We start from the raw sequence: 19,689 nt of genomic DNA, 5'->3' as shown, positions 1-19,689 counted from the left end.
GAAACGATTTTAAATTTGGGTGCAAAATTAAGGGAACTTAATAGTAAAAGCATGATTTAAATCAATTCTTTGCATCTGAAGAACAAATTTAAATCATGCTTTATGTTTTTACCTGGCGTGCAGTCCGCACTCTTTCTTAGAGTTGCTCTCCCACCACCAGCGGCCTGCCCTAAAGTCTTCGCCTTCGGCAATGGCGCGGGTACAAGGGGCGCAGCCAATGCTAACGAACCCTTTGTCGTGCAGCGGGTTGTAAGGGATGTTGAGTTGGCGCACGGCCTCACGAACCGCGTCCAGCGACCAGTTCTTGAGCGGGTTGTACTTGATAACCTGAAAACCCGGGTCCCACTCAATCAATTGTAAGTTCTGACGTGCATCAGACTGCTCGGCCCTGATGCCTGTTATCCAAAGCTGTACCCCCTGCAGTGCCCGCTTCAGGGGCTCTACCTTGCGTACAAAGCAGCACTGCTTGCGGTCTTCCACAGAGTTATAGAAACTCAGGGTGCCTTTTTCAGTCACCATCTGCTCCACAGCCTCATGCTTCGGGAAGAGTACTTCTATTTTTTTGCCGTAGTGCTGGTTGGTTTTATGCAGCAGGTTATATGTCTCGTTAAAAAGACGGCCTGTGTCCAGCGAGAAAACGCGGATAGGCAAGTTATTTTCAAATATATAATGCGTTACAAGCTGATCTTCGATGCCAAGGCTGGTAGAGAAGGCAACATGCCCCTCAAATTGTGAGGCCAGCAGTGCCAAGCTTTCTTCAATGCCTTTACCCTCCAGAAGGGCAAGCAGTGCCGGCACTTTGGTTTCTAAAGCAGATATATCGTTCATGTATACTAAATTAAAATCTTGGGAAAATGGAATTTGTTGTTTGTCATTGCTCCCGGTCTACAACTATTCTTCTCTTCTTTTTGTGCCCGCTGCAGCAGAAAATCTACTAGAGTGCGGACAACAGGGTGTCAGAATGATAAGATAAAGAGAAGTGGATACAGGAGCGCCTGACACGGCAGAGGTGCAGATATGATAAATCTATAGATCAGACTTAAAATCTAGCACATTGTACAGCAACAACAACAGCAACCTGCAGGCATAGTGTGAGCAGGAACTGTGGCAGCAGAAATGCTACCGGAAAAAGAGGACGATGTGTAGTAAGCTGTTGTTTGCATTTTCTTGTAAATTTATATGCCCCGGTCTGGCGGGATAGGACTTGGCACCTTCCCAAAAGGGTGGTTGCCAGAGGGTCATAGAGCCTATTCTCTCGCCTCTTCTCTATAAATTTTTCTTTTGACGGTTAAGCCAATTCGTATTAAGTATACAAATTTACATCAAAAAATGTTTAACTGCCTACTAAATAGGTTAAAATAAATTTGTGGAGCAGCAAAATTATACCCGCAGCTGCTCCGATTTTAATAATAAATTGCCGCTTATGCTGCCAATTTAGTCACATATTTCACCAGTGAGCGCTTCGCTATGGGCAGCAGCGCGTGCTCCAGCGGCACTGGAATCCGGGACACGACGGCAAAGGTAGCAGGGTTGGGAAACTCCTGCCGTTGCCGCAGCAACTGCACCTTCAGGTGCTCATGTGTCTGCGCCAGCCCACGCCGCACCGTTTGCAGGTGCTCAGTGTTAATGCCCCTGTACTTCTCGTAAGTGTTTTCAAATACTGTGATGCGGAATACATACACCTGTGTCTCTTTGCCCGGAAAAGCCTCCAGGAAAAGGTAGCCTTCGTTGTGGTACATGGGCGTGATTCCGATAGGGGTGATTTCGAGGTGGCGCTCCACAAAATCGTACAATTCTTTCCCTTCAGAGAGGGCTTCGTTGAAGAGAGGGGCAGCATACTGTATGATCTCTTCTATCTGCTGCATCGTCTCGTCGTCCTGCACAATTTTCTCATATACCAGCTCCAGTTTTTCAAAATCTGCCCTACTGATGCGCTGTGGAAACGATTCGTACACCAACTGCTTGTGTGCCTTTACATGTTGCAGGTTGCGGTAGTGCATGATTAGGTCAGAGAATACAGGATAGAGGCGCTGCTTGCCAAATTCATTTCTGGCGGCTTTTAGGTAAGCCAGCAAAAGATATTTTTTGTACTCAAAATCAAGAAGCCCTTCAGTGAGCCAGTTGGCAGGTAGGGTGTTCATAGGCTTTTACATTATAAAGCATAGGTTGGAATATCAGTAATATAACGCTTTATCGCTTTTCCTGTTGATACCTGTTAGGGGAAAATTCTGACTTTTTCTAAGCACAGAATGCATGCCAGGTTTAGAAAGGCCATTCTTTGGGCAGCTTCGCTTTATGTGCCTGTAGGGGAGCCACCTTCTGGTGCAGCTGCTGCAGGATGTAATTGACATCGTCCTCATACTCTATATATAAGTCCTCATGCAACTTTCTCAGCTTTTGCAGTACCGCCTGCATGCGCTTTACCATGTAATCCTGCAGGGAGTCGGCGCGGTAAAGGTAAGCTATAATAAAGTCAATGTGTTCTGACAGGTAGCGGCGCAGCAGGAGCAAGGTGAGTTGTATTTCTCCTTCTTTGTCTTTGGTGTACTTCATCTGGCGCGTAATGTCTCCACTCAGGGAGCGCATATCCATCATCAGGTAACCCGGAGAGTACGCCTCATATTTTACCTGCCGCTCTATTTCTGCTGCCACTGCCTCCCGCCTTTCCTGCAAGGTCTCACCTTGCTCCACCAGCTCGAACTGCAGGCGCTGGCACAGGTCCGGGTCTTTTTTGAGCAGGCGGAAAAGCAGCTTGTCCTTCTCTTTGTGAGACAGGTGGCTGATGGCCTCTTTCAACTCAGAAGATAACTGCATTTAACTGGTCTATACATTTACAGCTTTTCATTTAAAGCCAAACAGCAGCGGAAACAGGAATATGACAATAGTAACCCATACACCATAAATGGGCAGGAATAGGGCAATTGATTTTCCGACTCCGGCAATGTTTGACTTCTTTGTCAACGATTTGAAAAGCCTGGCTGTTACGATTAAAAGGTTGGTCAGGATAAGAAGGTTGCCGCCCAATACGGCCAGCCTGTTTGGTGTAATGCCCCATTCTGCTATCCGGAACAGGATGGCCGATAGTGCAATGCCATTGACAACTATAGTTATAATTGACAGGAGAAAGAGTATCCAGTTAGCTGTGTTGTTCTCAGTCTTTTTGGAGCTTTCTGCCACCGAAAAGAAGATAATGGCCATCACGCCAATCAGGAGTAAATTAAAGATGAGAAGAAACTCCCGGTCGTTATAGGGATCTTTGCCGGAATAGAGGATGGCAACCAGGTAAATAACGAGCATGATTAAAACCAGCGGGCTGAATATCTTAGCTATCACCGGAGAGACTTTATTCACCAGCTGCGGGTTGGTCTGTGTCAGGTAAGTGCCTACTATGGGCGCTCCTGCCAACCCGAAAATGGCGACATACTGAAAATAAAACTCCTCAATCTGAAATCCGATAAGCGAAAACAGCCCGATGGTAAGTCCTGTCATGATTCCACCGGCGATCAGTATTAGGGTTGTCATGACAATCAGGTCGCCGTTGTAGCTTAAAAACTCGAGCCGTTTGTTATAGTCTGTCAGGCTGTTGCCTACGAAGGCGGTGCCCAAGAGTACCCAGAGCAGCAATGGCAAATGAATACACGCCTGGAGCAATGTGTCGCTTGTGGTGGATACCGGGAGCATGTTAATATAGATGAGTGAGACGAGCATTACGCCGCAGATAGTAGCAACCTGCTTGAACTGCAAGTTGTTTTTCCAGGCAAAATAGGCTGTCAGGAGTGGTAGAAAGATAAAACCAATGTTCCTGGGGTAAAAGAAATCCTCCTCAATGGAAAATATACCAGGTAGCTTGGCTATGAAGCCGGCTATCAGTACAGCAATTATCACAAATAGCAGCTCCCTGCCGGTGCCCCAGTTAATGTCGTCGCTTTCGTAGTTCAGTCTTTCGTTCCAGAAATCAGCGAGCACGGTGCCTTTAAGTTCCGGATATATGGTGCTGAACTCCCGCTTGAAATGCACCTTGTTACTACGGTACAATTTTTCGAGTTGACCCGGATCGTTGAGATGTGTGAGTATTTCGTCTTTCATGGTTTTTTACTTTAAGATGTTTTAGCCGCTATTACCTGTTCTGCCCAGTCAGTGCCACCTGCTGCCGATGCTGCAGGTTTGTCTGTGTCTTTCTGTTAGTTTACCTAAAGTACTTTGAATTGCAAAGTAGTGGCGCAAAAAAAATATCAGTTCTCTTTCCTGTTATTTAAAATAAGCTGCTCCAAGGCGTCCAGGTGCTCTTGAAAAGCCTCACGACCTGTCTCTGTGGCCTGGTAGGTGGTGTTGGGCTTGCGCCCCACGAACTGCTTCTCCACCTGCAGGTACTCAGCCTCCTCCAGGGCCCGCAGGTGGCTGGCCAAGTTGCCGTCGGTGAGTTGGAGCGTGTCCTTGAGCGTGCTGAAGTCCACACGCTCCTCCACCATCAGCACCGACATGATGCCCAGCCGTGCCCTGCTCTCGAAGGCTTTGTTGATATGCTCCAGGTACGCTTTCACCCGCCTCTAGCGCTCGTGCCTGTAATACATTACCAGCCCGTAAACCACGTGCAGCACCCCGAAGCCCAGCGTCCAGGCCAGCAGCCCGTAGCCCACCCAGAAGCACGCCGCCAGCCCCAGCCCCATCTCCAGCAGGCCTAGGTAGCGGATCTCGCCCAGGGTGTACTTGCTGGCGCTGAACAGGGCGCAGCCGTAGAAGACCAGCATGGCCGGGGCCACCAGCAGCGCCAGCCCGTGGTAGAGCAGCGCTGCGCAGAACACGCCCCCCGCCCCCAAGGGGATGAGCAGGTTGGCCAGCAGCCGCTCGCTCCGGCTGTCCCAGACGCGGTGGTTGGCGCGGCGGGCCCGGCAGGCGGTGAAGTAGGTGGCCGAGCACAGGGCCACCAGGAAGACCAGGCCGGCCGCAGCCAGCAGGAAACGCCCCGCCTCCCCGTCGCCCAGGCTGCGGGCGTAGTCGGTGCCGCGGGCCAGCAGGTACCACTGAACGGCGCCGGCGCCCAGCAGCGCCGACACCCCGGCGGCCACGCCCGAGAGCCCGCTGAGCGAGATGAAGCGCGAGGAGCGGTCCATGATGCTGCGTATCTCGTGCAGGGCGGCTAACTGGTCTTGCTGTTGGTTCATACTAAAGTACTTTGTGTTCCAAAGTTAATAAGCCTTTACTAATTGCCAAGAAAATGGTGCTAAATTTTTTGTTCACCAGAATTCATTCAGTTCCTGATAGATTTCTGAAAGGAGCTACTGTGGTTTTAGGTCGCAGTTAGTGTGGTACCGAGTGTGTTAATCTACAATTCTGGGAACAGTTAATAAAGGGTTAGCTGCGCATCCTGCAGTAGTTACAGTGTTGGCACTTCAAGAATATTTCCTTAAACTTATAGCCTGTTTCACATTGAACTAAGGCGTCTTGTTTTGTGGTTAAGGAAGTGATTACTCAGGTAAATCGTGTAACCAGTTGTGCAAAAGAACTTTATCCCTTCTGCAGACAGATAAAATAAACTCTTTACCCACTGCGTTTTCAGTTCGTTTCACTTTGTCTTTGCGTCAGAAGAACACATTTGAATATATCATAACATCCCTACAGAAAAATAAATGATAAAGAAGATCTCCCTCCAACAGATTTTCTGCTTATTTATGATAAGCAGTTTTACGCTCTTTTCCTGCAGCGACAAACGCTCTGGTGAACCCCGGGTGCTTGTCTTCAGCAAGACCAGTGGCTTCCATCATTCCTCTATTGCGGCTGGCAACAACGCCCTCATGCAGTTAGGAGAGGAGAATGGGTTTATAGTTGACACAACCACCAATGCAGCTCTTTTTAATGAAGATTCTCTGAAGAAGTATTCGGCCGTTGTGTTTTTGAACACGACCGGCGATGTGCTGAACCATTACCAGGAAGCGGATTTTGAGCGATACATACAAGCGGGTGGCGGGTTTGTGGGCATACACGCCGCAACAGACACTGAGTACGACTGGGGCTGGTACGGCAGGCTGGTAGGTGGCTATTTCAACGGCCATCCGGAACCACAGAAGGCGGTTTTAAATGTAGTAAACACGGATCATGCTGCTACAGAGCACCTGCCGAAGGAATGGGAGAGAGCCGATGAGTGGTACTCGTTTAAAAACCTGAACACAAACGCCAACGTGCTGCTCACTATAGATGAGAAAACTTATAAAGGTGGCACAAACGGCGACAACCACCCGATGGCCTGGTTCCATGAGTATGACGGCGGCCGTGCCTTCTACACGGGCTTAGGCCACACAGAGGAATCTTTCAGAGACCCACAGTACCTGAAGCATGTTGCGGGAGGTATTAAGTATGCCATCGGTGAAAACCAGGAACTGGATTACGAAAAAGTAAAGACACAGCGTGTACCGGAAGAAGACCGCTTTGTGAAGGTGCAACTGACCCAGGGGCAATTCTTTGAGCCAACTGAAATGGCCATTCTGCCGAACCTGGACATCCTGGTGGCGCAGCGCCGTGGTGAACTGATGCTGTATAACCAGGAGACGGGTAATGTGAAACAAGTGGGCGCTTTGAATGTCTACCATAAAACTACAGTGCCTGATGTGAATGCAGAGGAAGGCCTGATGGGACTTGCCGTTGACCCGAATTTCAGCAAGAACAATTTCATCTATATGTTCTACAGCCCGGCGGATACTTCTGTAAACCGTTTGTCGAGGTTTGTGTACAAGAACGGGCAACTGGATGAAAGTTCAGAGAAGATCATGCTGGAGTTCTACTCACAGCGTAATATCTGCTGCCATACCGGTGGCTCTATCGCCTTCGGTCCGGGTAACGTCCTATACTTATCTACAGGCGATAACTCCACACCGTTCAACGAGAAGGGGCAGCCTTATGTAAACAATGGTTTTGCGCCTTTAGATGACCGTCCGGGACATGAGCAGTACGACGCCCGCCGATCTTCATCCAACTCAAACGACCTGAGAGGTAAAATCCTTCGAATCAAAATAAACGAAGACGGTACCTATACTATACCAGAGGGTAACCTGTTCCCGGGTAACAACCCAAAGGCACGCCCTGAAATTTATACTATGGGTCACCGTAACCCATACCGCATCTCAGTAGACCAGAAAAACAGCGCCCTTTACTGGGGCGAGGTAGGACCGGATGCCGGGGCTGACAGCCTGCAGGTGCGTGGCCCTAGAGGGTATGATGAAGTAAACCAGGCGCGCAAGGCTGGTTACTACGGGTGGCCTCTGTTTATCGGGAATAACTACCCTTACCACCGGTATGATTATGCCAAAGGGGAGACAGGACCACTTTTTGACCCTCAGAAACCGGTTAATAATTCGCCTAATAACACAGGCTTACAGGAGTTGCCGGCAGCTCAGCCAGCCTTTATCTGGTACCCATACGCCGAATCACCGGATTTCCCGCAACTGGGCACCGGCGGGCGTAATGCCATGGCTGGCCCTGTTTATTATTCAGACATGTTCCCGGAAGCGACGCGCTACTCCTCTTACTATGACGGCAAGCTCTTTATTTATGACTGGATGCGTGGCTGGATAAAAGCCGTTACCATGGATGAGAACGGTAAGTTCGAGAAGATGGAGCCGTTTATGTCCACCATAGACCTGAATGCACCCATAGACATGGAGGTAGGCCCTGACGGCAAGCTTTATGTTCTGGAGTATGGCTCCGGCTGGTTTGCGAAAAACGAAGACTCGGGCCTGTTGAGAATAGATTATTTAGCAGGTAACCGACCTCCGAAAGTAGCTGCTGTAGAAGTTGATAAGATAAGCGGAAAAACCCCGCTTACTGTTACCGCAACAGTGGAGGCCACAGATCCGGAGAATGACAAGCTGCGCTATGTGTGGACTGTTGGTGACAAGAAGAAAGAAACAACTGAGCCAAAAATCAACCATACATTCGCTGGCAAGGGAGACCACAACATCAGCGTAGAAGTGTTTGACCAGCATAATGCATCTACCAAGAGTAACGTAGTGTCGTTGTATGCCGGAAACGAGCAGCCGAAAGTAAATGTTGCCGTGCAGGGTAACCGTAGCTTCTACTTCGAAGGACAGCCTGTGCAGTACCAGGTGAAAGTAACCGACGAAGACGGCACAGTGGATGACAGCAACCTGTTTGTTTCTGTAGATTATGTAGAAGGCACAGATATGGCAGGGGCCTCTATGGGCCACCAGGTGGTGTCGGCGGAGATGCTGGGCAAAAACCTAATGCTGAGCTCTGACTGTAAAGCGTGCCACGCGATAAATGAGAAGTCTATCGGACCGACCTATATGCAGGTAGCGCAGAAATACCAGAAAGACCGGGATGCCATGCAGCACCTGACAAACAAGATAATCAAAGGCGGAAGCGGGGTGTGGGGCGAAGCAGCCATGCCTGCTCACCCGAACATGGCGCCAACAGATGCAAAGCAGATTGTGCAGTGGATTCTTTCATTGGGTAACACCGCCAACGCACGGAAGTCGCTGCCAGCTAGCGGGCAGGTAGTGCCGAAACTGGACCCACAGCAGAAAGACAACACGGTGCTGAAACTTGTTGCCACCTATACCGACCAGGGCGGAACTGGCATCAAACCATTGGCTGGCTCTGACGCCGTTTACCTCAGAAGCAGTGCAATGGACGCAGCTGACTTCGCCTCTGTCAACGGGTTTAACAAGGTAACCTTCGAAGGAGCTACCTACCTGATTTTCCCCGGCACGACAGGTTGGGTGAAAGGCAACCAGCTTGACCTGACCAACATCGGCAGCATTGAACTGACAGGCATCGGAAACGGTGAGGCAAGCCAGTACAATGTGGAAGTGAGGTTAGACAAGCCGGATGGCAAGAAAATAGGAGAAGGGCAAATCAGCCTGGCCGGTGAAAGAAAGCCTACATCTGCCACTCTCACGTTACAGAATGTGCCGGCTAACAAGTTACAGGATGTCTACATTGTTGTGAAACACGCTGGTGGTGCAACTGGCCAGAACCACGTGCTGAAGACGGTAAAGTTTGTACCTAACTCGAACTCAACAACTGCCATGAATAAGAAATAAACTTCTGGCGATAACATGCTTAAAAGAGGCTCCCTCCAAAAGGGAGCCTCTTTTTATTTTAAACTATGTACTTCCGGAGCTAGGCCTTTTCAACTTTGTGCCAGCGCCTCCGGAGTTATTTAGCCACTGTACTTTTCCTGATTGAGCCCTTTAAAGAAGCCAGCACTACACGCCGCAGCATTCTGAAGAAGACAAGGAACAGCATCCTATCGGGCGAGTTGGCACGCCAGAAGATATAGCAGAGGCCGCACTGTTCCTATGCTCCGACAAGACCGGATTCATAACAGGTCAGAGCCTCACCATAGATAGGGGTATGTCGGTGAAAATGATCTATAACTAATTTAGGGTGCGTAAAATTGCTCCCACTCAACAAAAGAATCAATAAAGAACAGATAAAGCAAAATTAAAACTCTTAGCCGCTACCTGCGGTAAAACAAGAGCAAACTTTGATGCCTATGGTATATGCACCTCAAGCTCCTTCTTTAATCTACGTAACTAATCCCATGTGCCCTTGGAGCTATGGATTTACTCCTGTGGTGCGCCGGCTGCGTGCGCTGTGGCATGGCAGGCTGATTGTGCAGGTGTTGCTGGGAGATATGTACGCGCACGCTACTGAGCCGCTATCTCCTGAAGAGAAGAGTAACCTGGCTGTGAGCTGGCACCGGATACAGGAATATACTTTTCAGCCGTTCGATTACCGTTTTTTCAAGCAGCGCGACTTTATATACAATACAGAGCCTGCGTGCCGGGCACTCTTGTGCGTGCGGTTATTACGCCCCAAGCTTCTGCTGGAGGTCCTGCGCGCCTTTCACTCTGCCTTTTTTGTTGATGGCCACGACCTGAAAGACCCGGGGGTACTGGTGCGGCTTGTTGGGTTGTTCGGTATAGAAGAGAATCTGTTCCTGGCCCTGTTTGAATCTGAAGAAATAGCGCGGCAGATGGAAGAGGAGTTTAGCTATGTGGATAGCATTGGAGCCACTTCGTTTCCGAGTGTGCTGGTACAGACAGGGCAGGGGGTAGAAAAAATTGCGCATGGGTATGTGCCGCTGGATCAGTTGGAGCAGCGTATGTTGCAGGTGCTGGAGAGAGCTTAGTCCGTTTCCTGCCGTTTCTGCAGGCAAACAGCTGATTTGCAGCCTGACGACAGTAGTGGGGGATATTTATGTAAAAAATATTTATATATTTTAATAAATAAATATAGGATAACAAGAAACATAAGAGGCTGGTTTGAGTATATATTAAAATATTAGTATATTTAAGTTATTATCTCCTACCAGTGACATACATCTTTATGAGAAGCAGAACTACAACCAATCAAGTAGACGAGTACATTGAGTCCCTCGCGCCTGAAAAACAAGTGCTGGCAAAAGAAGTGAGGCGTATTGTTGCCGCCTCTGTAGCACACCTGGAAGAAACTTTACGGTGGAATTGCGCCTGCTATTTCTTCTATGGCCCTGTTTGTTATTTTTCCTCTTCGCGTAGTGGTATTCATTTCGGGTTTTTCCGCGGCAAAGAACTCACAGACCCGAAGCGCCGGCTGGTTAGCCGCAATGGTCAGTACCCGCATGTAAAAGTGCGCTCTTTAGCCGATATTGATGAGGTTTACTTTGGCGAACTGATAAAGGAAGCTGTACACCTAAACCAAAACTAGCCGCCAAAAAGCCTGCAAAAAAACCTACATTCGTTCAAGCTCTAATCAGCTCACACATCATTGCTTCCGCTATCCTCTACAAGAGCAGCGGAAGCAATTTTTAATTACAGCAACTTTCGTTGTATGGAAGGAGCTTTGTATTATGCCTTGGCACGGAGTGAAACAGATTTCAGTCTTTAGGTTGAGCGCCTGGAGGGAGGGGCTCTCTATTTGGAGATTTTTCGGTGCCGCATCTTCGGGCAGCGCTCTGGCGCAGAAAACTCCAAGTGCGATTCTCTCAAGAGGGCCCTCGGCTTGGAGAGCACAGAGCAATAGCTATAGAACAGTGGGGTTAATGCCGCTGGTTGGGCTGTTACTACGGCAGCTCCGACAAAAAAAGTTCTTATTTCTATGGAATACTCTTTATCCGACTTGGTAATAGTAGCTACAAATCACTATCAAGTGCTGCACTAAGCAAAGAAATATGCCTCATAACAGTGTTGCCTTTGCCTGCTTACCTAAACAGCTTCCTCATGGCTACATGCTTCACCGGCTGCTTCTAGCTCCACCGTAACATGTTGTATACCGATGCTGGCCATAGCCTCCCGCACCTTTTTCTTCAGAACCTCAGCTTGATGCAACTGCATATCCGGCGTTATCACAGCATGTAGCGTCAGCACGTTATAGGTACCATCCAGGGGGCAGATGTGCAGGTCGTGTATGGAACTGATTCCAGGCAACTGCACCAGCTTATCCTCTACATCCTTTGGGGCGATATGCGATGGCCTTGCCTGCAAAAGTATCTTCATGCTTTGGCGCAGGTTACGCACCACGTTGTAAAGCACGAACTCTGTAATTCCAACGGAAAGGGGTAGGTCGATGATCCAGAAATCAAAGAAGTACAGGATAATGCCGCCTATCAATACAGCTACCCAACCCATCACATCCTCTAAAAGATGAAGCCTTACAGTTTTCTCATTCAGTGACTTTCCGCCTTTCAGGCGCGGCACGGCTGCTCCGTTTGCAGCGATACCCAATATGGTAAAACCCACCATGCCGGCGGCATTCACGGGTTCTAGGTCCCAGAGGCGTGGTATGGCCTCTGAAAGCACAATGAAGGAGCCGACGAGCAGGATAACAGAATTGATGACAGCACCTAGCAGGGAAAAAGGCTTATAGCCAAAGGTGTACTGCTGGTCGCGGGGCCGCTTTGCCACTTTTCGAAGTACCAGGCGAGTATTAGGGAGAGAGAATTGCCCAAATCGTGGAGGGCATCTGAAATGATGGCGACACTGTTAATCCAAAGCCCGCCGAAAATGTCGAGGATGGCAAAACCTAAGTTCAGAGAATAAGCGACTTTTATATTCTGCTGGCATCGTGGTGGTGGTGACCTGCATGATTATGTTTTTCTTGTGCCATCCCTTTAAAACGAATAACGGCATAATGGATATTTAATGTTACACTGCTGTCTGACTGTGGCTGTATTTATGTTGCAGTGATGCTTTTCAGATAACGGTGTTTTCCTCTTACTTTCGTATCATAACACACAGAATGAATTCCGGTTGAAAGAACGTTATGAGAATATTGTTGATAGAAGATGAACCCAAAGTTGCCTCCTTCATAAAAAAGGGCCTGGAAGAGCAAACTTATGAGGTGGACCAGGCGTATGATGGTACTTTTGGGGTGAAGCTGGCACTGCAGAACGAATATGACATTGTGATCCTGGACATCATCCTGCCCAATATGAACGGCCTGGACGTGTGCAGGGAAATCCGCAGACACAACAGCGGTGTCTCTATTGTGATGCTGACGGCATTAGGCAGCACCGATGATAAAATAGTGGGTCTAGATGCGGGTGCGGACGATTACCTGACGAAACCCTTTGAGTTTAAAGAGCTGCTGGCGCGCATCAGGGCGCTCACACGCCGCGGCGGGGAAAACGCATCAGGGGAAAAACTGGGTATCGCAGACCTGGAGATGGACGTGGCCAGGAAGTCGGTGCACAGGGCGGGAAAGGCGGTGAGCCTCACAGCCCGTGAATTTTCGCTGCTGTACTACCTGCTGCGCAACCGGGGAAGAGTTGTGTCGCGGATAGATATAACAGAGCAGGTGTGGGAGACTTCCTTTGATACGGGCAGCAATGTAATTGATGTATACATTAACTTTCTGCGTAAAAAGATAGACAAAGGCCATCCCATCAAACTGATTCATACCCTGGTGGGCATGGGCTATGTGCTGAGGGAACAGGAAAACTAATGAAAATCAGAACCAAGCTTACCCTGCAGTTTGCCAGTATCTCGGCCCTGATACTTTTGCTGTTTTCGCTGGTGGTCTATTATTTTACCTCACTCTACCGGCAGGACGATTTCTTTAACCGGATTGACAGAAGGGCCTCTGTTGTGGCGAGCCACCTGCTGGAGGCAGATGAAGTAGATGCAAGACAGCGCCACCTGAATGAAATAAGCTATTATCAGGAACTGCCTTATGAGGCTATCCGGGTTTTGCGGGCTAACGGTGAGCTTCTTTTTGCGAAGGGAGATGGAAGGCTTGGGGCTACCCCCGAGGTAATAGATAAAATAAAACAGCAGAAGCGGCTACAGTATGAGCAGGGCACCCGGCAGGTGGTGGGAATCTACTATCCCGACAACCAGGGCGACTTTGTAGTGCTGGCCTCCTCTGTGGATGCCTATAGCCTGCGAAAGCTGCAACACCTGAAAGTGATTCTTATCGTGGGCTTCTTTGGCTCCATGGTGCTGGTGCTGGCAGCAGGCTGGGCTTTCTCCAAACAGGCCATGCTCCCTATTACCGAAGTGGTGCGCGAAGTAGAGCGGGTGAGCGTAAAAGACCTGCACCTGCGCCTGAGCAATGCAGACGGTAAAGATGAAGTATCGGAGCTGGCGAACACATTCAATAAAATGCTGGACCGACTGGAGCTCGCCTTCGAAATGCAGCGCACCTTTGTGTCCAATGCCTCGCATGAGCTACGCACCCCCCTCACCGTGATGATAGGGGAACTGGAGGTAGCCCTGATGAAGCCCAGGGAGCAGCAGGAGTACGAGCGCGTGCTACAATCTGCCCTGGAAGATGCCCGCCTCCTGGCCGAACTCCTCAACGGTTTGCTGCACATTGCACAGGCCAGTATAGACTCCTCCAAAGTAGAAAAAGACTATCTTCGCTTTGATGAACTGGTTTGGATGGCCCGGGACCAGGCCCTGAAGCGGCAGCCTGATGCCATCATCAACATTGATTTTGCAAACTTCCCGGATGATGAGAACCGGCTGATTGTGAAAGGCAATGAGGCACTCCTGCTTGTTGCGGTGCTGAATGTGCTGGAGAACGCTGTTAAGTTCTCACCATCTGGTAAAGTGGCAACAGGGCGTATAATTGTGCAAAAGCAGGAGGTGTGCCTGGAAGTAACAGATAAAGGAATCGGTATTTCAGAGGAAGACCTGAAGCATGTGTTTGTGCCTTTTTTCCGGGCTGAGAACGTGCGCAGTATTACAGGCCATGGCATTGGCCTTCCGCTGGCAGAGCGGATACTCAAGCTTCACCAGGGCACTATTAGTGTTAACTCAAAAATAAACGAGGGTACCGAAGTATGGCTGAAGCTTCCGCAGGCGTACCTTTTTATTCCTTAACACATCATTTTAATCTCATTTTAATCTCCCTTTAATTTCAGCTTAATAAGGCGGCTGTACCTTTGCAGTTCGATTGGAGAGATACGCCTTGTGCTCCCGCTTCTGACACAAAGAATTTAGAAAGAATCACTGAGATTAAAATGAGAGAAAATCCGAACAGTTTAACAGGAAATTTAGGAAAAGACATACCCGCGGGCCTGGTTGTGTTTCTTGTTGCCCTCCCGCTTTGCCTGGGTATAGCCCTTGCGTCAGGGGCTCCGCTTTTTTCCGGCCTGATTACCGGTATAGTTGGTGGCCTTGTAGTGGCTTGGCTGAGTGGTTCTCAATTGAGCGTTAGTGGGCCCGCTGCCGGTCTGACTGTAATAGTACTCAACGGGCTTGAAACCTTGGGCACGTTTGAGGCTTTTTTGCTGGCAGTAGTAATAGCGGGTATTCTGCAGTTGGTGCTCGGGTTTGTGAAAGCAGGGGTAATTGGACTTTACTTTCCTTCCTCCGTTATCAGGGGGATGCTTGCCGCTATCGGACTGATCCTGATCCTCAAGCAGATTCCCCATTTTATGGGTGCTGACGAAGACTTCTTTGGAGATATGGAGTTCTTCCAGCCGGATGGGCGCAATACCTTCTCTGAAATAGGGTATGCTTTCTCTTCGGTACAGCTAGGGGCCCTGATTGTGGGTATCGTGTCCCTCATCATCCTGATAGCCTGGGATAACCAAAAACTCAAGCGCTATAAGTTCTTTAAGCTAGTGCCAGGCGCCCTTATTGTGGTGTTACTTTCCATTGCCCTGAATTTCCTTTTTGCAAATTACTTCCCACAGCTTACCATTGCAGACTCGCACTTGGTGAGTATACCGGTTATCGGTAACATGCAGGAGCTTGGGAACGTGCTGATGCTGCCAGACTTTGGTGCATTCGGAAATCTTGATGTGTACATAGTGGCTTTTACAATAGGCATTGTTGCCAGCCTCGAAACGTTGCTGAGCGTCGAAGCTGTGGACAAACTGGACCCACATAAGCGCCGAAGCGATACCAACCGTGAGCTGAAAGCACAAGGCGTTGGTAATATTGTGGCTGGTATGCTGGGTGGTTTGCCGATGACTGCTGTGATTGTGCGTAGCTCGGCGAACGTTGCCTCTGGTGGCCAGACAAGGGTTGCAGCCTTTGTACATGGGGTGTTCCTTGCTTTGTCTGTGTTTTTCCTTGCAACGTTTCTTAACCACATACCACTCTCTGCCCTTGCCGCTGTGCTGCTGATGGTAGGATTTAAGCTTACCAAACCAGCCTTGTACAAAGGGCAGTTCAAACTGGGGCATGAGCAGTTCATACCGTTTATTGTGACCATCGTTGCCATTCTTTTCACCGACCTTCTGATAGGTATCTGTATTGGCCTGGCGGTAGGCGTGTTTTATATTCTGAAGGCGAACTACAATTCTCCTTACTTCTTCCACAAAGAAGAATCTGCCAACCGTCATATCATCCGCATCCGGTTAAGCGAGCATGTGTCTTTCCTGAACAAGGCCAGCATTATCATGACACTGGACCAACTACCTTCAGACAGCCACGTTATTATTGACGGTGAGAACACGGAATATATTGACTATGATGTGCTGGAGGCAATCCAGGAGTTTAAAAAGACAGCGCATGAGCGCGACATCACAGTTGAGGTGCTCAATATTAAAGAGGTGAGCGTACTGGAGATGCACTAAGTCTGCACAGAAAAAATTGAGTTTGTTGCTTTAAACTTTTATAAGAATAGAAAAAATATTTGAGGACAATAAAAAATAGGTTGCTGATAAGCTGGCTCAGGACAGTGAATACTTCAAGAACCTGGCGAAAGGGCAGGAGCCGCGCTACCTGTTGTTTATTGGTTGTTCCGATAGCCGCGTGCCGGCAAACGAGATATTAGGCACAGGTCAGAGCGAGATGTTCGTGCACCGGAACATTGCTAACATGTTGGTGCATTCAGACATCAACCTGTTGTCGGTGCTGCAGTATGCGGTATAGGTACTGAAGGTGAGAGATGTTATTGTGTGTGGCCACTATGGCTGTGGCGGCGTGGCTGCGGCCAGCAACAGGCAGTTTGGACTGATAGACAACTGGCTGCGCAATATTAAGGATGTTATGCGTCTGCACGAACAGGAGTTATTGTCTATCGATGAAGAGGAACTGCGCCTGCGCCGCCTTGTGGAACTGAATGTGATGGAACAGGTACACAACCTGTCCAAAACCTCCATCATCCAGAATGTCATGCAAACAGATACTCCACCGAGGCTTCATGGGCTGGTTTACGATATCAGAGAAGGCCTGCTGAAAGACCTGAATGTGAACGTAAACTCTTTTGAGCGTTATGAACACATCCACAATGTGAAGGATGAAACTGTGGAACAGAAAGTTTCATAAGACTTTCAAAACTCAGCTATAAAAGAAGAGGCCCCTGCATAACAGGGGCCTCTTCTTTTATAGTTTTATTATAAATATTAATGGCCAAGGAAATAGCTCAGCATTAAGCTAAAACCGGAGTTACGGCGCTCCTTGCCGGCAAAGGATCCTTCATCATCAATATTTTTTAAGCCGCCATTGTACCTTACCTCCAGGCCAATTCCATTGTCTGCGCGGTAACCGATACCCGCTACATAACCAAAATCTATGGTATAGGGTTGGTCTGTGATGTCTGTTTTATAGGAAGTGGTCGTGCTGCCGGATGTAACCTCCCGCACTTGGCTTGCACTTGAAATAAAGGACACCTGCGGTCCCAAGTCAAAAAACAAGCCGCTGGCAGATACGTGAAACAGGACGGGCACATCGATGTAGTTCAGGCGGAAAGACTCCTGTACTTCAGTGTTGCCGGAATTGCCCTCTATCTTAGCACCCTTCGCTGTATACAGCGCCTCTACCTGAACACCTATTAGGTCTGTGATATGCCGCTGAAGTACTAGTCCTGCCGTGTAACCAAAACGGTACTCATAGTCCTGTGCATCATTCCCTTTAAAAGTGGTGTACGTTGCACCTGCTTTTACGCCGAGGCTTTGGGTGAATCCTGTGGTAGTAGCAAAAGCCAGAACCAAAAGCAGCATCATTTTCTTCTTCATTTCGGTCGTTCTTGTTGTTTAATAAGGTTGAATTTAACTCTGTCCTGAAACACGTATAAAGCAGTATAGTGGCCTGTAAATATAGGAATAGAACCTTAAGTTTAGTATAAAATAAAAACCCCGCTGCAAATAGCAGCGGGGTTTTCAGTGGAGATTCATCCACTATTCTCAGGTAGTACTACCATAGTTAGCGGTTAGCATAGGGCCTCTTATAGGAGTTTCTACCACTCGTAGTCTCTTCTCGAAGATGATCCGTAAGAGTAGGGAGGTCCGCTATAGGAGTTTCCTGTTGACCGACTCCCATATCTGTCGTTGTCGTAGTCGCGGCTACCATAACGGCTGTCGTTCGAGTGTCTGCCGCGGTTGTCGTCATCATCACCAAACCAAGACTTTACTTTTTCAGTGGCCTTGTCAAAGAATCCACGGTCCTCGTCATTGTCTCTGTTTCTACCGTAGCTGCTTCTATCGTAGTCAGAAGAGTAACGGTTTCTATCAGAGGATGAATAACGGTCCCTGTCGGAAGAACCATAAGATGATCCGTAGTTAGAGGTGGTATACCCTGTGCCGTAGGTTGAACTACCATAATTAGGGGTGTTACCCAAAGAGGAACCTGAGCCGTAGCCGGTAGAGCCTGAGCCTAAAGAACCTGAACCATAGGTACCCGATCCGTAGTTGCTCGAAGAACCGGAACGGTAATTAGATGACCCATAATCATTATCAGCACCATAGCGGCCTGAGTAGCTTGAACCAGAGCTGTATCCTCCAGAAGAACCATAGTTACGGTTTCTGTAGTTATCATTGTCGTTATCGTTTGTTGCTCTGTCCCAAGCATTAGATGCTTTGTTTTTTGTTCTCTCCCAGGTATTTTCTAACTGGTCACCCCAACTGTTGTCGTTGTCATTACGGTTTCTGTCATTGCCGTAGCGGTTAGATGAGCCGTAAGAACTGCTGCCGAAACCGGAACTATAATTGTCTCTGTCGTTACCATAACGGTTTCTCGTAGAGCCATAGTTATAGTTGTCGTCAGAATTCTGGTATTCTCCTCGTGAACGGCCGAAGTCGGATGAAGAATTGCTGTAGCCTGAGTTAGAAAAATTGTTACGGCCTGAGCCGCTGTTACCTAAGCGTGCATTTCTTCTTTCTCTGTCTGCTGGACCAAAGTCACCGGAATAGATATTTCTATCATATCCTCCTGTCTGTCCTCTGTCATTGCTGTTATATGGGTTATTGCCTTGAGTTCTATAGCCTCCTGAATTTTCATAGCTTGTCATAGTTCTAATAGTTTTTAGTTAAAAGATTATTTTCACATGTAGAATGCTGTTAAAGGCAACATTCTCTCTATTTTTTTACGGTTATAAACTCTTAAAGTTATAAAACGGGTGCTATTCCAGATGTAAAGCTGTAGTGGTTTCTTTATGTATTTGAGTTGAATTCTAATCTTACTTTCTGTGCAATTTCTGCTTGAACCAGATTAATAAAGGGGTGCAAATAAAAAATTAAGTGATTGTACTTTAATTTATAATTTTTAGAAGAGCCAACTCGTTATAGCAAAAGTCTTCCTTTTTATTTAGTTGATGTGCAATGCTGTAAAGATGTATTTGCAGGTGCAGGTCTTTAATATAGTATATTGTAAATTATAAATTTTTATGAAAGGAATCTTTGACTTGTAAACATTGTTTCTAAATTTGCATCATGCTTCTGGTAAGGGTGCCGCTGGAGGATAAAGTCAGAGAAGTACAAATTTATACTGCCTCTAGAGGTGGTCTTTATAACTTTTAGCCAATATTATGAAATTAAGATCAATGCTCGCCTCTATGGCAGCGCTATGCTTACTTACAGCATGTGAGGATGTGTTTGAGGACAATAGCCTGGAGCCAGATGGATCTGTTCCGAGCGTAAAGGTGAATAGCCCGACGAAGAACCCAACCGTTACAGCCTCTCAAGGTTTACAGGTGTATGTAACCGTAGTGGATAAGGATAAAGTAGACAAATTAGACTTCCAGGTTTTAGGCGCCAGTGGTGAGAAGCCTCTGATTGATTTCAGCAAAAAGCCTAACAAATCTGTGGTGGAGTTTGATACCCTGGTGTCCCTGCAAGGCATCGTGCCCGGTACCTATACCTTGAAGATCAGCGCCAAAGACATGCGCACGAACTTGTCAGAAAAAGAAGTGCAGTTTACTGTTGTTAAATAAATATAGGGAAAGACAAACAAAGAGCGGCCACTGTAGCATAACAGTGGCCGCTCTTTGTTTATATAAGTGCGGTTTTAGAATAAT

Annotated in this window: 15 protein-coding genes, 3 pseudogenes and 1 riboswitch; of the genes and pseudogenes, 9 read left to right on the top strand and 9 right to left on the bottom strand. The window is 48.1% G+C overall.

What is annotated here, in order from left to right; translation table 11 throughout:
• Positions 1 to 108 precede the first annotated feature (108 nt).
• The 6 genes from ACFS7Z_RS04660 to ACFS7Z_RS04635 form a co-directional block, all read right to left on the bottom strand.
• Positions 109 to 828 (bottom strand): phosphoadenylyl-sulfate reductase, encoded by a 720-nt coding sequence (locus ACFS7Z_RS04660; RefSeq protein WP_377481644.1) that lies wholly within the window; start codon positions 826 to 828, stop codon positions 109 to 111.
• A 344-nt stretch (positions 829 to 1,172) separates the two neighbouring features.
• A riboswitch (SAM riboswitch) is annotated at positions 1,173 to 1,275 on the bottom strand.
• A gap of 146 nt (positions 1,276 to 1,421) precedes the next feature.
• Positions 1,422 to 2,141 (bottom strand): hypothetical protein, encoded by a 720-nt coding sequence (locus tag ACFS7Z_RS04655; protein WP_377481641.1) that lies wholly within the window; start codon positions 2,139 to 2,141, stop codon positions 1,422 to 1,424.
• Positions 2,142 to 2,262: 121 nt separating this feature from the next.
• A complete protein-coding gene (locus tag ACFS7Z_RS04650; RefSeq protein ID WP_377481638.1) occupies positions 2,263 to 2,814 on the bottom strand; it encodes a hypothetical protein in 552 nt (183 codons plus the stop codon).
• Positions 2,815 to 2,841: 27 nt separating this feature from the next.
• A complete protein-coding gene (locus ACFS7Z_RS04645) occupies positions 2,842 to 4,086 on the bottom strand; it encodes a hypothetical protein (protein WP_377481636.1) in 1,245 nt (414 codons plus the stop codon).
• 146 nt (positions 4,087 to 4,232) lie between these two features.
• The gene (locus ACFS7Z_RS04640; RefSeq protein WP_377481634.1) at positions 4,233 to 4,541 is read right to left on the bottom strand and encodes a winged helix-turn-helix domain-containing protein; all 309 of its coding nucleotides are present in this window, start codon (positions 4,539 to 4,541) and stop codon (positions 4,233 to 4,235) included.
• A 6-nt stretch (positions 4,542 to 4,547) separates the two neighbouring features.
• Complete coding sequence (locus ACFS7Z_RS04635; protein ID WP_377481631.1) at positions 4,548 to 5,162, bottom strand: hypothetical protein; 615 nt, start codon at positions 5,160 to 5,162, stop codon at positions 4,548 to 4,550.
• Between the two features lie 507 nt (positions 5,163 to 5,669).
• Between ACFS7Z_RS04635 and ACFS7Z_RS04630 the strand changes: the two genes are divergently transcribed.
• The 4 genes and pseudogenes from ACFS7Z_RS04630 (at position 5,670) to ACFS7Z_RS04615 (ending at position 10,707) form a co-directional block, all read left to right on the top strand.
• Positions 5,670 to 9,056, top strand: coding sequence for a ThuA domain-containing protein (locus ACFS7Z_RS04630; protein ID WP_377481628.1), 3,387 nt, complete (start codon positions 5,670 to 5,672; stop codon positions 9,054 to 9,056).
• Positions 9,057 to 9,243: 187 nt separating this feature from the next.
• A pseudogene (locus tag ACFS7Z_RS04625) lies at positions 9,244 to 9,396 on the top strand (SDR family oxidoreductase); the annotation flags it as partial.
• 163 nt (positions 9,397 to 9,559) lie between these two features.
• Positions 9,560 to 10,150, top strand: a complete 591-nt coding sequence (locus ACFS7Z_RS04620; RefSeq protein WP_377481625.1) for a DsbA family protein — start codon at positions 9,560 to 9,562, stop codon at positions 10,148 to 10,150.
• A gap of 197 nt (positions 10,151 to 10,347) precedes the next feature.
• Positions 10,348 to 10,707, top strand: coding sequence for a DUF1801 domain-containing protein (locus tag ACFS7Z_RS04615; RefSeq protein ID WP_377481622.1), 360 nt, complete (start codon positions 10,348 to 10,350; stop codon positions 10,705 to 10,707).
• 497 nt (positions 10,708 to 11,204) lie between these two features.
• Here ACFS7Z_RS04615 and ACFS7Z_RS04610 read toward each other — a convergent pair.
• Positions 11,205 to 11,986, bottom strand: a pseudogene (locus ACFS7Z_RS04610) (cation diffusion facilitator family transporter).
• A 275-nt stretch (positions 11,987 to 12,261) separates the two neighbouring features.
• Between ACFS7Z_RS04610 and ACFS7Z_RS04605 the strand changes: the two are divergent.
• The 4 genes and pseudogenes from ACFS7Z_RS04605 (at position 12,262) to ACFS7Z_RS04590 (ending at position 16,724) form a co-directional block, all read left to right on the top strand.
• Positions 12,262 to 12,942: a response regulator transcription factor gene (locus ACFS7Z_RS04605; protein ID WP_377481618.1), complete on the top strand. Its 681-nt coding sequence runs from the start codon at positions 12,262 to 12,264 to the stop codon at positions 12,940 to 12,942.
• Positions 12,942 to 14,324, top strand: a complete 1,383-nt coding sequence (locus ACFS7Z_RS04600; RefSeq protein WP_377481615.1) for a sensor histidine kinase — start codon at positions 12,942 to 12,944, stop codon at positions 14,322 to 14,324. Before ACFS7Z_RS04605 ends, ACFS7Z_RS04600 begins: the two co-directional genes overlap by 1 nt.
• Positions 14,325 to 14,464: 140 nt before the next feature.
• The gene (locus ACFS7Z_RS04595) at positions 14,465 to 16,030 is read left to right on the top strand and encodes a SulP family inorganic anion transporter (protein WP_377481612.1); all 1,566 of its coding nucleotides are present in this window, start codon (positions 14,465 to 14,467) and stop codon (positions 16,028 to 16,030) included.
• Positions 16,031 to 16,181: 151 nt separating this feature from the next.
• Positions 16,182 to 16,724, top strand: a pseudogene (locus ACFS7Z_RS04590) (carbonic anhydrase).
• Between the two features lie 77 nt (positions 16,725 to 16,801).
• Here ACFS7Z_RS04590 and ACFS7Z_RS04585 read toward each other — a convergent pair.
• Complete coding sequence (locus ACFS7Z_RS04585; RefSeq protein WP_377481609.1) at positions 16,802 to 17,413, bottom strand: porin family protein; 612 nt, start codon at positions 17,411 to 17,413, stop codon at positions 16,802 to 16,804.
• A gap of 221 nt (positions 17,414 to 17,634) precedes the next feature.
• Complete coding sequence (locus ACFS7Z_RS04580; protein ID WP_377481606.1) at positions 17,635 to 18,684, bottom strand: SWFGD domain-containing protein; 1,050 nt, start codon at positions 18,682 to 18,684, stop codon at positions 17,635 to 17,637.
• A 516-nt stretch (positions 18,685 to 19,200) separates the two neighbouring features.
• Between ACFS7Z_RS04580 and ACFS7Z_RS04575 the strand changes: the two genes are divergently transcribed.
• Entirely contained in the window at positions 19,201 to 19,605 is a 405-nt protein-coding gene (locus tag ACFS7Z_RS04575) for a hypothetical protein (RefSeq protein ID WP_377481604.1), read from the top strand.
• The last annotated feature ends 84 nt before the right edge of the window (positions 19,606 to 19,689 follow it).

It is taken from the genome of Pontibacter toksunensis (genome assembly GCF_042686245.1).
Lineage (GTDB): Bacteria > Bacteroidota > Bacteroidia > Cytophagales > Hymenobacteraceae > Pontibacter > Pontibacter toksunensis.
This window is presented reverse-complemented; position numbering and strand designations above follow the sequence as displayed.